We start from the raw sequence: 14,416 nt of genomic DNA, 5'->3' as shown, positions 1-14,416 counted from the left end.
CATGGGCACGGTGGCCGCCATCGGCGCACGGACCGGCGTGTGCGGCCTGGCGCTGGCCGGGGTCGACGTCCTCGTGGCAGAGGATCCGGACGCCGTCCGCCTAGCCTGGCGAACACTCCCGGGCACCGTCCGCCTGGTGATCCTCACTGCCGAGGCCTCGGAAGCCCTCGGAAGCGCGGCGACGGCGCTGCCGGACCCGTTCCGGCCTCTGACGGTGGTGATGCCCCGATGACGGTGCCCGTGGACGCCCTGGATCCCGTGCGCGCCGAGTTGCTGCGTGCGGCACGGGCCTCGGCCGATGCCGAGCTGGACCGCGCACGGGCCGACGCGGAGGAGACCCTGCGCGAAGCGCGGAGTACGGCCGAAGCGGTGCTCGCGCGAGCCCGGGACCTCGGCGCGGCCGACGGTGCAGCCGCGGCGGGCCGGGAGCGGGTCCGGGCGGCACAGGAAGCCTGGGCGGCGGAACTCGCGGCCCGCGCCGACGTGTACGCCGAACTCCGCGCCAGGATCCGCGCGGGCGTGCGCCGGGCGCTGGCGGAGGGCACCGTCCCGCAGCTCCGGCTTGTGGAGGCCGCGACGGCCCTGTTGGGACCGCAGGCACGGGTCACGGCCGCCGAAGGCGGCGGAGTGACAGCCGAGGTGCCCGGCCGCCGGGTCGACCTGTCGGCGGATGCCCTCGCCGACCGCGCCCTGGACCGGCTGGGAGTGCAGGCCGAGACGCTGTGGGGGCCGCCGTGAGCGGCCCCGGAGGCTCGGCGCCGGCTCGGTCCGGCAGCGACGGGCACGCGCGGGGCACGGCGCGTGTCCTCCGGGTCGCCGGTCCCCTCGTGGAGATCGTCTGCCCCGCCTCGGTCGCCATGCACGACCTGGTCGTGCTGGGCCCCGACCGGTTGCCGGGCGAGGTGGTCGCCATCGGCGGCGACACGGCCACCGTCCAGGCGTACGAGTACACCGGCGGGCTGGCCCCCGGGCACCCCGCGGAGCCACAGGGTCGGCCCTTGTCGGTGTGCCTTGCTCCGGATCTGCTCGGCGGTGTGTTCGACGGACTGCTGCGCCCGCTGGACGGCGTCGGCGACCTCCTGCTGACCACCGGCCCGGACTCCGCCCCCCAACGCCACACCTGGCCGTTCGCACCAGGGGTGTTCGAGGGCGGGCAGGTCGCGGCCGGGGACGTGCTCGGCGAGATCGGGGCGAGCGTGTCCCTGCGGCTCCTGGTGCCTGCGGACCTCACGGGCGAGGTGAGCCGGATCGCGGCGGCGGGCGAGTACTCTTCGGACGCCGTGCTCGCCGTGGTGGGCGGGCACGAGGTGCGGATGGCGCAGTCCTGGCCGGTGCGCAAGCCGCGGCCGGTGTCCCGGCGGCTGCCGGCCGACGTGCCGCTGAACACCGGGCAGCGGGCCGTCGACCTGCTCTTCCCGGTGGCGCGCGGCAGCACGGTCGCCGTGCCGGGCGGCTTCGGCACCGGCAAGACCATGCTGCTCCAGCAGATCGCCAAGTGGTGCGATGCCGACGTGATCGTCTACGTCGGCTGTGGCGAGCGCGGCAACGAGATGGCGGACGTCATCGAGGAACTGGCCGAGCTGACCGACCCGCGCACCGGGGGCCGGCTGGCGGACCGTACCGTGACGATCGCGAACACCTCCAACATGCCGATGATGGCCCGCGAGGCGAGCGTGCACACCGGCGCGACCGTCGCCGAGTACTTCCGTGACATGGGCCTCGACGTCGTCCTGATCGCCGACTCGACGTCCCGATGGGCGGAGGCGCTGCGCGAGTTCGCCTCCCGCATGGGCGAACTCCCCGCCGAGGAAGGCTATCCGGCGGGACTCGCCTCGCAACTGGCCGCGTTCTACGAGCGAGCCGCCGCCGTGCGCACCCTCGCCGGCGCGACCGGCTCCGTCACCGTGATCGGCGCCGTGTCCCCACCGGGCGGCGACCGCACCGAGCCGGTCACCGCACACACCGAACGCTTCGTACGGTGCCTGTGGAACCTGGACCGCGACCTCGCCTACGCACGGCACTACCCGGCCGTGTCCTGGACGGACTCCTTCTCCCGCGACGCCGCCACACTGGCCGCCGCGCACACGCGGGCCGGCGCCCCCGAATGGACCGAGCGGCGCGGAAGGGTGGCGCGGCTGCTGGCCGAGGCCGACCGGCTGGCCGACCTGGTCGAACTGGTCGGTATCACGGCCCTGCCGCCCCGGGAGCGGATGAGCGTGCTCGCGGGACGGCTGCTGCGCGAGGCCCTGATCCAGCAGAGCGCGCTGTCCCCGGCGGACGCCTACAGCGCCCCCGAGAAGACCGCGGCGCTGGTGGAGGCGGTGCTGACGGTGGTCGACCGCTGCCTGGAGCTGGCGGACTCCGGCGCCCGGCCCGAGGACGTCGAAGCTGTCGACTTCACGCCGTTGTTGAGGGCACGTGAGACGGCGGGTCCGACGGAGACCGCTCCGGTGGCGGCGGGCCGAGACTCCGTGCTGGCCCGGCTGAAGGAGGCAGCGGCGTGAGCGGCCGCGCGGAATTCGAGTACACGGGTGTGCGGGAACTCCGCGGCCCCCTCGTGGTCGTCGAGGGGGTGAGCGGGGTCGGCTGGGACGAGTTCGCCACGATCGTCCTCGGCTCCGGTGAACGGCGGCACGGGCTGGTCCTGGAGGTGGACCGGGATGTCGCGGTGGTGCAGGTCCTTGAAGATACGGCCGGCATGGACCGGGGCGGCACCCGCGTCGCGTTCTCGGGCACACCGCTGCGGATCCCGGTCGGCGCCGGATGGCTGGGGCGGGTGTGCAACGGGCGGGGCGAACCGGCCGACGGCGGACCGCCGGTGCTCGGCGGCACCTACGCGGCGGTCGGCGGCGCACCGATCAACCCTGTGCGCCGGGAACCGCCGAACGAACCGGTTCTCACCGGCGTGAGCGCCGTGGACGTACTCACCACGCTGGTACGGGGCCAGAAGCTGCCGGTGTTCTCGGCGGCCGGGCTGCCACACCTGGAACTGGCCGTACAGATCGCGGCCCAGGCGACGTGTGGCGGCGAGCCGTTCGCCGTCGTGTTCGCCGGTATGGGGCTCACACACGCCGACGCCGCGTTCGTCCGCGACGGGCTCGCGGAACGCTCCGCCGCACGGGAACTGGTTCTCTTCCTCAACACCGCCGATGATCCGGTGATCGAACGGCTGCTCACCCCCCGCCTCGCCCTCACCGTGGCTGAACACATGGCATTCACTGAAGGCCATCATGTCCTGGTGGTGATGACCGACATGACGGCTTACGCCGAGGCGCTGCGCGAGGTGTCCGCAGCGCGCGGCGAGATCCCGGCCCGCCGCGCCTACCCCGGCTACCTCTACAGCGACCTCGCCTCCCTCTACGAACGCTGCGGCCGGATCAGGGGTCGGCCCGGGTCGGTGACCGTGCTGCCGGTGCTGACGATGCCGGCGGGGGACATCACCCACCCCGTCCCGGATCTCACCGGCTACATCACGGAGGGACAGGTCGTCCTGTCTGCCGAGGCGTACGCCACCGGCACGTACCCGCCCGTCGATCCGCTGGCCTCGCTGTCGCGTCTGATGCGCAAGGGAACCGGAGCCGGACGCACGCGCGCCGACCACCCGGCCGTCGCCGCGCAGCTGATCGCCGCGCTGGCCAGGTCCCGGCAGGTACGGGAACTGGCCGACCTGATCGGGCGGCAGGCCCTCAGCCCGACCGACCTGCGCCACCTCGACCTGGAGGACGCGTTCCGCACCCGCCTCCTCGCCCAGGGCACACAGGAGAACCGGCCGCTGGACGCCTCACTGGACCGAGCCTGGGAGGTGCTGCTGACCCTGCCGCACAGCCAACTCGGAATGATCCCGACGGAGCTCCTCGACGCCCACCATCCGTCGCGGGAGGAGGCGCCATCGTGACCGTGCACGGGCGGCGGGTGCCGCCGGGCCGGGCCGGGCGGCTGCGGCTCCGCCGCAGTCTCGCCACCGCCCTGCGCGGAGCGGACCTGCTGGAACGCAAACTCCGCCTCCTGCTGGACCGGGAGCAGGCGGAACGCCGGGCGGCGGAGGAAGCGGGCCGGGTCTGGCGGGAACGGCTCGCCGAGGCGGACAGCTGGCTGGTGCGCGGGGTGCTGCTCGGCGGCGAACGGGCGCTGGCCGAGGCGGTGCCCGCGGACCGGTCGCGCATCGATGTCCAGTGGGCCGCGCTGATGGGTGTACGCCATCCCGCGGCAGTGGACTGGGCCGACCCGGTCCGCTCCCCGGCCGAACCGACACCGCCCAACACCGCCCTCACGCACGCCGAGACCGCCTACCGCGCTGCGGTCCGCGCCGCCGCGGAGCACGCCGCCCACCGGGCCGCCGCCGACCTGCTCGCCGCCGAGGCCGAGCGCACCCGGCAGCGGGTCCGTGCCCTGCGCCGGCACTGGATCCCCCGGCTGCAGCGCGAACTCGCTTCCGTGGAGCTGGGGTTGGAGGAGGCCGAACACGAGGAAGCGGTACGGCGCCGCTGGGCTGCCTCCCACGGCCCCCGGTGACGGCACGGCAAGGAGCGCACGACGAGGGCGGGCCCATGCAGGGGCCCGCCCGATGCCGCCGACCGCTGTCAGCTGGCGTACCGTGCTGACCCTCAATAGCGTCAGTCGGCCGAAAAACACCCCCGGGTTCGTCGTCCTGCCCCGACTTCCGGGTAGTTGAGAGGTCGCTGGCCTGGATCATGCACGTCCGTCGGAATGCCCGGGACTACGAACGGCTCATCCAGCACTCCGAGTCGCTGATCACCTGGGCCGCGATCACCCTCATGACCAGGCGCATCACTCGCCGAAGCTCCCGCAGGAACGGACAGCCAGCGTCCCGAGAAGCCGAACGGGACTGATCGCCTTCAAGGACAGCGTCGCTTCCTCGGCCCACGCGGCCCGAAACGCGCCCCGGGCCCCACTCTCCCACTGCCGCTGCAAGCCCGTCGTCCAACCTGAGCTTTACGTCGGCCACTGACCGGCGCCGGGCTCGATGCAACACCTCGTCCAGCACTCGGTCCCGGAGCTGGTTGGTGATGAGCCCACATTGGCACGGATCGCTGAGGCCCTGGCTGACATAGCAATCGATGGAGAGGCAAGTCGCCCCACCGACCGCTATGTCAGCCAGAGCAGCGACACTGCCCAGGGCTGGTTGCCGGCGGGTGATCCGGCCTTCGTCGTGCTGAGATGCATCGATACCGACACACCCGCGTGATCGGACGGCCACAGTCCGTTGGGTGTCCGTTCGTTCGCGCGGTCTCCGATCACTTTGGCGACGACCGCCGACAGCCGCGGGGGCTGGTAGAAGACGTAATCGATGCGGTGGTCCAGCTTGGACGGCAGGTTGCGCAGATTGGGGTCCTGCAAGGCGGTGAATCCGTCCCCCGGACCGTGCACAACCTTCCAGGCGTCGTCGTAGCCGCCGGAGGTGAACGTGAGGTACGGGCTCTCGGTGGGCAGGGAGTTGAAGTCCCCGACAGCGGCAACCGGGTACGGCGACTGGGCCAGTGCGGCGTGCAGCTCGTTCGCCTGGGCGTTTCGGATGGTTGGCACCGATGCGTTCAGATGTGTGTTGGCCACCCGTACCGTCTCCGACCGGTCGTTGGCATTGCCCTTGGCGAGGCTGACGTCCACCGTCGACCAGCCGTTCCGGAGGGTGAAGGGAACGCCGCACGCGGTGGGGACGACAAGCTTCGCCGCGTAGAGGTGGGACTGCGGATTCGTTACCGGGAGCCCGTCCTCTACCAGGATCACGTTACGGTCCGTGTAGCTCGCCTTTTCGGTGGCGCTGATCGGCACGGTGGCGGTGCCGATCGTGTTGATCACGGCAGCGTGATAGTGGAGACCATGCTCGCGCAGCGCGCGGAGAAGGATGGTGAGAAAGTCATAGGTGGTGTGGAGGGAGCCGTTCAGCGGCCCCTTCTGCCACAGGGCGACCTCCTGCAGACCGGCGACCTCGGGGTGTTCCCGCCGGAACAGCCGGGAGATCGCCTGGGCACGGGACGGGAAGTCGGTGGCGACCATCTGGTCATAGTCGAGGCCGGCTCGCCTGGTAAATTCCGCACAGGTGGGGGCGGTAAGCAGCCCCGGGAAGTCGGTGCCCTCATCGATGTTGTAGGTGGCGACCTTCAGCTGCCGTGTGGGAGCGGCCTGAGCGGGGGCGGCCAGACCCAAGCAGCGTAGCCACCAGTCCCGCGACGGCGAAGAGTGCCGTCATCCTGCGTGCCAATGCGCTCTCCTTCTCGTACTGACGCAAAACCACTGAAACAGTGGATACCAGCACGAGCTTCCGAGGACGTGACGACCGCAACTCGTGATCACCCGTTTCCGCAGTAGATCACCCGTTCACGCAGCTGCGAGGACCCCCGAACCCGACACCGCATGGCACCTGCATTCGGAGCCGACTTGGCTCCGATACCGAAGACCGCATGGCTAACCTCGATCTTTCGTGACGGTCCGTCAGGCGTTCGCCCGCCGCATCCCAGCCCGGTCACCTTCCTGGTCGACACCTACGACACGGTGGCGGGCGTTCGGACGGCGGCCAGGGTGCTGACGGACCTGCGGCGCGGACCGGGCTGTGCCATCCGCCTGGACAGCGGGGATCTCGACGCGCTCGCGCGGCAGGCGCGCGCCGTGCTGGACGCCGCCGGGCTGAGGGACGTACGGATCGTGGCGAGGGGCGGACTCGACGAGTACGGCGTGGACCAGCTGGTGCGCGCCGGCGCACCGATCGACGTGTACGCCGTCGGAACACGGGTCGGGGTCGCCGTGGACGCGCCCTACCTGGATGCCGCCTACAAGCTCGTCGAATACGACGGCCGCCCGGTGATGAAGCTGTCCTCGGCCAAGGTCACCGCCCCGGGCCGCAAGCAGGTCTTCCGCCGTACCGGGCGGCCCGACGTCATCGCCCTGCGGCACGAGGAACCGCCGAACTCCGCGCGGCCGCTGCTGCGCACGGCGATGCGCGACGGACTCCGCACGGGACCGTCGGACCGCTGGGAGGACGCCCGCGAGCGCCTGCGCGCGGACCTCAACGCCCTCCCCGGCCCGGCACTCCGGATCCACGATCCCGAACCGGTCCGGCCGGTCACGTCCCCGGCTCTTCAGGAGCTGACCGCCACGGTGCGCAAGGACCTCGAAGCCCGCCTCCGTCCGGAACCTGTCGACATCGCGGTCGTACGTTCCGCGCCACCAGTGGGCCGGAGATCACGGATCCGGTGGGCCGACGGGGCCCGACGCGGGGACCAATGGCCCCTGGAGCCCCGACGCACCAGGGGCTTCGATGGGATCGGCGGCGGCACCCGTCCGTGCCGCCGCCCGGAGGAGGCGAGAACGATGACCGCTCCCGCACCGGCCAAGAAGGCACACCCCGGTACACGTCCTGAGATGACCGGCGCGCGCATGCGAGCCCGCATCGGCGACGAGATCGTCGTACGCGGTATCACCACTGGTGTCGTGGCCCGCGACGGGGAGGTCGTCGGGCACCACCACCCCGACGGCGGCCCGCCCTACGACGTGCGCTGGGCCGACAACGGGCGCGTGACCCTGTACTTCCCCGGACCTGACGCCTACGTCAGGCACCTGGCCGGAGGCGGCCATGTCCAGGCCCAGTGACCGCGCTCTGATCGTCGTCGGCGTCGACCCGGACCGCTCCCTGCGCATGGCGCTCGGCTGGGCGGCCGACGAGGCGGCCCGCCGACGGCTGCCGCTGCGCGCGGTCCACGCCGAGGGCGTGCCCACCGGCGGCTACAGGAGGCGGGAGGTCCCGCCGTCCTGGGAGGAATGGAACGACGCGCTGCACAAGGTCGGGAAGCAGGTGCTCGAAGAGGCCGCGGACTTCGTCGCGGCGCGGCACCCGCAGGTCGAGGTGGACACTCTGCTCGCCGAGGGCGACCCGGTGTGGGTGCTGCGTGAGCAGAGCCGCGACGCCACTGCCCTCGTCCTGGGCTCCCGGCACCTGAGCCGGACCCAGGAGGTGTTCGGCTCCGCCTCGGTCGCCCTGCCGGTCATGGCCCGCGCGCACTGCCCTGTCGTCATCGTGCCGGAGCCGGAGCACATCACTCAGGACCCGCCGTACTTCGTCGTCGGCGTCGACGGCAGCGAGCACTCGGCCGCCGCCGTCGACCTGGCCTTCGAGGAGGCGGCCCTGCACGGCGGCGCCGAGCTGCGGGCCCTGTACGTCTGGCAGCCGGGGCACCTGCGGATCTTCGACGAACACCAGTCGCAGCAGGAGTGCCGCCGGCTGCTGTCCGAGGCCGTGGCCGGCCGCCACGCCCGCTACCCGGAAGTGGACCTGCGCCACGAACTGGTCGTAGGGCATCCCGTGCAGGTGCTCACCGACGCCTCTGCCCACGCGCTGGGCCTGGTGGTGGGCACCCGGGGACGCGGAGGCTTCGCCGGCATGCTGCTGGGCTCGGTCAGCCAGGGAGTGCTCCAGCACGCCCGCTGTCCCGTCATCGCCGTGCCGTCGACGCCCGCGTGAACCGCGGGTCATCACCCCGGTCGCGGCCATGGCCCACGTTCACCCGAGTCCCCGACCGCCGGTGACCGAACTGCTCGGCATCGTCTGAGGGAGGAGTGGTCCCGTGAAGGTCTCCCAGGTGATGACCGCTCCGGCCGTCAGCGTCGGTCCGCAGGTCTCCCTCGCGGAGGTGATCCGGGAGATGGCCGTGTCCGCCGTCGGGTCGGTTCTCGTCGTCGAGGACGGGCTGCTGCGCGGCATCGTCACCGACCGCGACCTCGCCGTACGCGGCCTGGGCGGCGGCCTGGACCGGGAGGCACGAGTGGACGAGGTCATGTCGGAGCGTGTCGTCACGGTCGACGCCGACGCCGACCTCCAGGTGGCATACCGGACGTTCAGCCGCACCGGGGTGCGCCGGCTTCCGGTCCTGGACGGCGGGTGCGTGGTCGGCGTGCTGACGGTCGACGACCTGTTCCTCGACGTCTTCCAACGGCTGGGCGACCTGCTGGGCCCGGTGGCCTGGAGCGTGCTCCACGAGCCGCCCGGGCCTCCTTCGACGGTCGGAGCCCCGCATGAGCTTTGAGCCGGCCTGGCGGGGAGCGGGTCCACGCGGCGGCGTGTCCGGGACGGCCGCGCCGCCCGAGAGCGGCCCGCCTGCGGACCTCCCGCCTCCGTCCGACGGACCGCCGGGCGACCGGCCGGCCGTCCCCTCCTTGTCGGCGAGCGAGGTCTACGCCGCCCTCGGGACGTGCCCGCGTGGTCTCACCCCGGCTGAGGCCGACGCCCGGCTGGCCCGCCACGGACCCAACGAACTGCCCGGCGTGGGCCACAGGCACGTGTGGCGCCGTCTGCTCGCGCAGTTCACCGACCTCTTCGCCGTCGTCCTGCTGGTCTCCTCGGCGATCACGTTCCTTGCCTACCTGCTGGGGCAGCCGCGGGATCCGGCCATTCTCCAGCTGGCCCTGGCGATCCTGGGCGTGGTGCTGCTGAATGCCGGTATCGGCTTCGCCCAGGAGTACTCCGCCGAACGCACGGCGGAGTCGTTGCAGGCGATGGTGCCGCACACCTGCCGGGTGCTGCGGGACGGGGAGCCGCGGGAGCTGTCCGCGCGGGAGCTGGTGCCGGGTGATGTGGTGGTCCTGGAGGCCGGGGACGCGGTGCCGGCCGACTGTCGGCTGGTCGAGGCGCAGGACGCCGCCGTCAACAACGCCGCGCTCACCGGCGAGAGCGAGGCCGTCACCAGGGTCGCCGGCGCCGTTCCGGCCGGACCGCCGCTAGAGGCGCGCAACTGCGCGTTCATGGGTACCGACCTGGTCGCCGGCACGGGCAAGGCCGTCGTGTTCGCCACGGGTACGGCCACCGAGTTCGGGCGGATCTTCCGGCTCACCGCGGCGGCACCCCGGCAGCAGACGCCGTTGCAGCGCCAGGTCGCCGCCATGGCCCGCCGGGTCGCGGGCGTCGCCTTGGCGACCGGGGCCGTGCTGTTCGCGGTGCGCGTGCCCAGCGGTCAGCCGTTCGTCGACACGTTCGTCTTCTCGCTCGGCGTGATGGTCGCCCTCGTACCGGAGGGCCTGCCGGCGACACTCTCCGTCTCGCTGGCGATCGGTGTGCGCCGCATGGCCCGCCGGCACGCACTCGTCAAGCAACTGCTGGCGGTGGAGGCCCTGGGGTCGACCAGCGTGGTGTGCACCGACAAGACGGGCACGCTCACGCAGGCCGAGATGACCGTCGTCCAGCTGTGGGCGGACGGCGTGTCGCACGCCGTGACAGGTGTGGGGTACGCGCCGGCCGGAGAGGTCGCGGACGCTGGGCCGGTGCGGGAGTTGCTGCGGGCGGCGGCCTTGTGCAGCAACGCCCGGTTGGTGCCGCCGAAGGGGCGGGACGGGTGGCGGGTGCTCGGTGACACCACCGAGGGGGCCCTGCTGGTGGTCGCCTTGAAGGCCGGTGTCGATCCGGCGGTGGAGGAAGCCCGTACGCCACGGACAGCGGAGCATCCGTTCGATTCCGTGCGCAAGCTGATGAGCACCGTGCACCGCGCCGAGGACGGCACCTACCTGGCGTACGTCAAAGGCGCACCGCTGGAATTGCTCGCCCGCTGTGACTCCGTCGACCGGGACGGCCGGCAGGAGCCGCTGACGGATGCCTCCCGCGCCGAGGTGGCCGCGGCCGCCGACGGTATGGCCGGGCAGGGCCTGCGGGTGCTGGCGGTCGCCCGGCGGCGAGTCGATGGTCCCCGGCCGCCGATCGGGGACGTCGAGTCCGGGCTGACCCTGCTGGGACTCGCGGGGATGTACGATCCGCCGCGCCCGGAGGTGCGGGACGCGGTGGACGCGTGCCGGCGGGCCGGGATCCGCATCGTCATGGTCACCGGTGACCACCCGCTGACCGCGGAGGCCGTCGCCCGCCGTGTCGGCATCGTGCGAGGGCCGCGCCCAACGGTGGTGACCGGCGTGCAGCTGGACGCGCTGGACGACAGAAGCTTGAACGCCCTGCTGGCCGAGTCCGCCGAACTGCTGCTGTGCCGGGTCGCTCCCGAGCACAAGATGCGCGTGGTCACGGGGTTCCAGCAGCGGGGCGAGGTCGTCGCCGTCACCGGAGACGGCGCCAACGACGCGCCCGCTCTCAAGCACGCGGACATCGGCGTCGCCATGGGCGCCTCCGGTACCGACGTCGCCCGCGAGGCCGCCGTGATGGTCCTGCTCGACGACTCCTTCGCCTCCATCACCACGGCGGTGGGTCTGGGCCGCTCCGTCTACCAGAACATCCGCAAGTTCCTGATCTATCTCTTCAGCCACAACATCGGCGAACTCGCGCCGATCCTTGCCGCCACGTTCGTAGGGTTCCCGCTGGTGCCGATCAGCGCCGTACAAATTCTCGCCATCGACCTCGGCTCGGACGTACTCCCCGCTCTCGCGCTCGGCGCCGAGCCGATGGAGGCCGACGTCATGGACAGCCCGCCGCGGCCGCGCCGGGAACGGCTGTTCTCGGCCGCCGTCATGGGCCGCATCCTGTTCCTGGGCGGCATCCAGGCCCTCGGCGTGTGTGCCGTCTTCTTCTGGCACATCCACGCCTCCGGCATTCCCTACGCGGACTTCACCAAAGACCTTCCGGTCTACCGGGAGGCGATCACCATGGTCCAGGCCGGCATCGTCGTCAGCCAGTTCTTCAACGCCCTCGCGGTGCGCACCGACCGGCAGAGCGTCTTCCGTGCCGGCCTGCTGTCCAACCCCTGGCTGCTGGCGGCGGGCTGCGTCGGTATCGCGTTGATGGCCGCCATCAGTTACGCGCCGCCGCTCCAGGCGGTCTTCCACACCGCACCGCTGGCCGCCTCCGACTGGGCGGTCCTGGCCGCGTTCGGAGTTCTGCTGCTGGCCGCCGAGGAAACCCGCAAGTGGGTGCTGCGTCACCGCAGGACGGCGCCGAAGGAGGGAACGCGATGAGAGTGATCATCGTGGGCTGCGGCAGGGTCGGGGCCACCCTCGCCGCACAGCTCGTCACCGAGGGCCACGACGTACGACTCGTCGACCGGCAGCCAAAGGCGCGCGCACTGCTGCCGCTGGGCTTCCCGGGCGACTTCCTCGTGGGCAACGGCTTCAGCCGCTCCGTACTGGAGGCGGCCGGCATCGCCCACGCGGACGCGTTCGTCGCGGTCACCTCCCGGGACACCAGCAACATCGTCAGCGCGCGGACCGCGAAGGAGACGTACCGGGTCCCGGTCGTCCTCGCCCGCGTCTACGATCCGCGCCGCGCCGACATCTACCAGGAGTTGGGCATCCCGGCCGTCTCCAGTGTTCGCTGGGCCGTCAGCCGCATCCACCAGATGCTGCTGCACCGTCATCTCACCCCGGAACTCGCATTCGGCAACGGCGAGACCCTCCTGGTCCGCTCCGAGCTGCCGGCCTACCTGACCGGACGGCAGCTGACCGAGTTCGACGTCGACGGCGAGATCCGCGTCGTGGAGATCACCCGCGCCGGCCGCTCGCTGCTGCCCGCCCACGGTGTCCCGGCCGAGCCCGGGGACCTGGTCACCTTCGCCGTCGCCGCGACCGCACTGGGCCGGCTGCGCGGCTTCCTCGACAAGGAGCTGGGAACGTGAAGGTCCTGATCGCCGGCGCGGGCCGCCTCGGCACCCAGATCGCCCAGGTACTCTCCGCCGCACGCAACGACGTCACCCTCGTCGAGTACGACGACAACCGCGTGGCCGAACTCGAAGGCCTGCCCCACGTGCGCCTGCTGGCCGGGGACGCCTGCGATGCCGGGCTGCTGGAGCGCGCGGGGGCCCTCACATGCGACCTCGTCATCGCCACCACCGGCCGGGACGAGGACAACCTCGTCATCAGTCTGCTCGCCAAGCGCCGGTTCGGCGTGGGACGCGTGGCCGCACGCGTCAACAACGCGGAGAACGCCTGGCTCTTCGACCAGCGGTGGGGCGTGGACGTGGACGTGCCCGCCGCCACCCCGCTGATCTCCCTCATCGAGGAAGCAACCGGCGCCACCGATACTGTGGCACTGCTGCGGCTGAGCAAGGCCGGCGTCGAGGTCATCGAGACCGCGATCACCGAACAGTCCCGCGCGGCAGGGCACACCCTGGGCGAGATCACCCTGCCCGCCGGTACCGTCGTCGCCACCGTCGTACGCGACGGACGGCCCACCGTCCCCGGCCCCGAGGTACGACTGCTGCCCGGCGACGAACTCCTGATCGTGTCCCATGAGGCCACCGAGCAAGAGATCCACGCGGCCTTCCAGTAACGACCCCACCCGCGATTGATCGCGGATGCTGTGCCTTGAGGGGCGAGGGCTAGGCTCGTGGCTGATCATGGTTACTGACGAGGGGGTTCCGAGGTATGAGCGGGAGAGTGACGGCGGTCAGCAGCAACGGGGAGTACTCGTTCACCAAGCCGAACCGAGACAGCGTCAGACTGCTCGCTGGGCTTGGTGTGGAGGGGGACGTGCACGCCGGTGTGACGGTCAAGCATCGCTCGCGCGTCGCGCAGGATCCCACTCAGCCGAATCTGCGCCAGGTCCACCTCATTCATGAAGAGCTCTTCGCCGAGGTCGGCGAAGGAGGGTTCAAGGTGGCGCCCGGCGAACTCGGCGAGAACATCACCACGCGCGGCATCGATCTGCTCGGTCTGCCGGTCGGCACATTGCTGCGCGTCGGCGACTCCGCGGTCTTGGAAGTCACCGGCCTCCGCAATCCCTGCCTGCAGATCGACAACTTCCAGGACGGGCTGCTGAAGCAGGTCGTCGGCCGCGACGAGGCGGGGAACATCGTGCGCAAAGCCGGAATCATGAGCATCGTGAGGGAAGGGGGCGTGGTGCGCCCTGGCGACACGATCGAAATGGAACTTCCCAGCGGTCCGCACCGACCCCTGGACCGGGTCTGACCAGCCTCCCGGGCAGGCCGTGACATGACGATGGCCGCGCGGGTTCTTGAGGTGTGAAGATCAAGCAGGCCCGCGCAGCCATGGCCCATCCTGCCTTCTGTGGCGTCGCGCGCCAACATCTCGGCGAGTTGATCGAAGAACTCGCGCCGCGTTGGGAAGCGCGCTGCGAGTCCGCGCGGCACGAGCGGCGCCGGGGCGCCCGCCGACGGCAGGCCGGAGCCGGGCCGAAGTACGAACTGGTCTTCACCGACCGGCTGCTGGCCACCCTGGTTCACCTGCGCACCGGCCTCACCCACGAGGCCCTCGGCGTGATCTACGAGGTGGGCTCCTCCACCATCGGCCGCGCCATCAGTGAGATCCGCCCGCTCCTGGCGGAGCGCGGATTCGCCATCCCCAACCGGCTCGGCCTGCGACTGCACACCCTGGAGGACGTGTTCGCCTACGCCGCCGCCGAGAACATCACCCTGCGCATCGACGGCACCGAGACCCAGGTCCGGCGCCCTAATACTGCAACCGCATCTGGGGTGACGATCAACGTCGCCTGTCGTTGATGTGACTGTGTGCTGATGCGCTGACG

General features: G+C 71.7%; 14 protein-coding genes and 2 pseudogenes. 15 read left to right on the top strand and 1 reads right to left on the bottom strand.

Annotated elements, in window-relative coordinates; translation table 11 throughout:
• Position 1 precedes the first annotated feature (1 nt).
• From LE548_RS38445 to LE548_RS38420, 6 genes and pseudogenes are all read left to right on the top strand, one after another.
• Positions 2-232, top strand: a complete 231-nt coding sequence (locus LE548_RS38445) for a hypothetical protein (RefSeq protein ID WP_225101695.1) — start codon at positions 2-4, stop codon at positions 230-232.
• The gene (locus LE548_RS38440) at positions 229-738 is read left to right on the top strand and encodes a hypothetical protein (RefSeq protein WP_225101694.1); all 510 of its coding nucleotides are present in this window, start codon (positions 229-231) and stop codon (positions 736-738) included. Before LE548_RS38445 ends, LE548_RS38440 begins: the two co-directional genes overlap by 4 nt.
• A complete protein-coding gene (locus LE548_RS38435; protein WP_225101693.1) occupies positions 735-2,504 on the top strand; it encodes a V-type ATP synthase subunit A in 1,770 nt (589 codons plus the stop codon). Before LE548_RS38440 ends, LE548_RS38435 begins: the two co-directional genes overlap by 4 nt.
• On the top strand, positions 2,501-3,895 hold the full coding sequence (locus tag LE548_RS38430; protein ID WP_225101692.1) for a V-type ATP synthase subunit B: 1,395 nt from the start codon (positions 2,501-2,503) through the stop codon (positions 3,893-3,895). The genes LE548_RS38435 and LE548_RS38430 overlap by 4 nt, the downstream gene beginning before the upstream one ends.
• Complete coding sequence (locus tag LE548_RS38425) at positions 3,892-4,512, top strand: V-type ATP synthase subunit D (protein WP_225101691.1); 621 nt, start codon at positions 3,892-3,894, stop codon at positions 4,510-4,512. Before LE548_RS38430 ends, LE548_RS38425 begins: the two co-directional genes overlap by 4 nt.
• Positions 4,513-4,597: 85 nt before the next feature.
• Positions 4,598-4,807: pseudogene (locus LE548_RS38420) on the top strand (IS5/IS1182 family transposase); the annotation flags it as partial.
• Positions 4,808-5,106: 299 nt separating this feature from the next.
• On the opposite strand, the gene LE548_RS38415 reads toward LE548_RS38420, so the two are convergent.
• Positions 5,107-6,165: an endonuclease/exonuclease/phosphatase family protein gene (locus LE548_RS38415; RefSeq protein ID WP_225101690.1), complete on the bottom strand. Its 1,059-nt coding sequence runs from the start codon at positions 6,163-6,165 to the stop codon at positions 5,107-5,109.
• Between the two features lie 303 nt (positions 6,166-6,468).
• Between LE548_RS38415 and LE548_RS38410 the strand changes: the two are divergent.
• The 9 genes and pseudogenes from LE548_RS38410 to LE548_RS38370 all read left to right on the top strand — a co-directional run.
• Positions 6,469-7,149 (top strand): annotated as a pseudogene (locus LE548_RS38410) (nicotinate phosphoribosyltransferase); the annotation flags it as partial.
• A gap of 177 nt (positions 7,150-7,326) precedes the next feature.
• Positions 7,327-7,605, top strand: a complete 279-nt coding sequence (locus LE548_RS38405; RefSeq protein WP_308030989.1) for a DUF1918 domain-containing protein — start codon at positions 7,327-7,329, stop codon at positions 7,603-7,605.
• Positions 7,589-8,473, top strand: coding sequence for a universal stress protein (locus LE548_RS38400; protein WP_225101689.1), 885 nt, complete (start codon positions 7,589-7,591; stop codon positions 8,471-8,473). The genes LE548_RS38405 and LE548_RS38400 overlap by 17 nt, the downstream gene beginning before the upstream one ends.
• A 103-nt stretch (positions 8,474-8,576) precedes the next feature.
• Positions 8,577-9,035: a CBS domain-containing protein gene (locus LE548_RS38395; RefSeq protein ID WP_225101688.1), complete on the top strand. Its 459-nt coding sequence runs from the start codon at positions 8,577-8,579 to the stop codon at positions 9,033-9,035.
• Positions 9,025-11,892 carry a cation-transporting P-type ATPase gene (locus LE548_RS38390; RefSeq protein WP_225101687.1) on the top strand — a complete coding sequence of 956 codons (2,868 nt, stop codon included), beginning with the start codon at positions 9,025-9,027 and terminating at the stop codon, positions 11,890-11,892. Before LE548_RS38395 ends, LE548_RS38390 begins: the two co-directional genes overlap by 11 nt.
• Complete coding sequence (locus LE548_RS38385; protein ID WP_225101686.1) at positions 11,889-12,548, top strand: TrkA family potassium uptake protein; 660 nt, start codon at positions 11,889-11,891, stop codon at positions 12,546-12,548. The genes LE548_RS38390 and LE548_RS38385 overlap by 4 nt, the downstream gene beginning before the upstream one ends.
• A complete protein-coding gene (locus tag LE548_RS38380) occupies positions 12,545-13,201 on the top strand; it encodes a TrkA family potassium uptake protein (RefSeq protein ID WP_225101685.1) in 657 nt (218 codons plus the stop codon). Before LE548_RS38385 ends, LE548_RS38380 begins: the two co-directional genes overlap by 4 nt.
• A 95-nt stretch (positions 13,202-13,296) precedes the next feature.
• On the top strand, positions 13,297-13,839 hold the full coding sequence (locus tag LE548_RS38375) for an MOSC domain-containing protein (protein ID WP_225101684.1): 543 nt from the start codon (positions 13,297-13,299) through the stop codon (positions 13,837-13,839).
• Positions 13,840-13,919: 80 nt separating this feature from the next.
• Positions 13,920-14,390 (top strand): transposase family protein, encoded by a 471-nt coding sequence (locus LE548_RS38370; protein WP_225101683.1) that lies wholly within the window; start codon positions 13,920-13,922, stop codon positions 14,388-14,390.
• Positions 14,391-14,416 lie beyond the last annotated feature (26 nt).

The organism is Streptomyces sp. CoH27 (assembly GCF_020181035.1).
Classification (GTDB): domain Bacteria; phylum Actinomycetota; class Actinomycetes; order Streptomycetales; family Streptomycetaceae; genus Streptomyces; species Streptomyces camelliae.
Note: the sequence above shows the minus strand (reverse complement) of the source record. Positions and strands in the feature narration are given on the sequence as shown.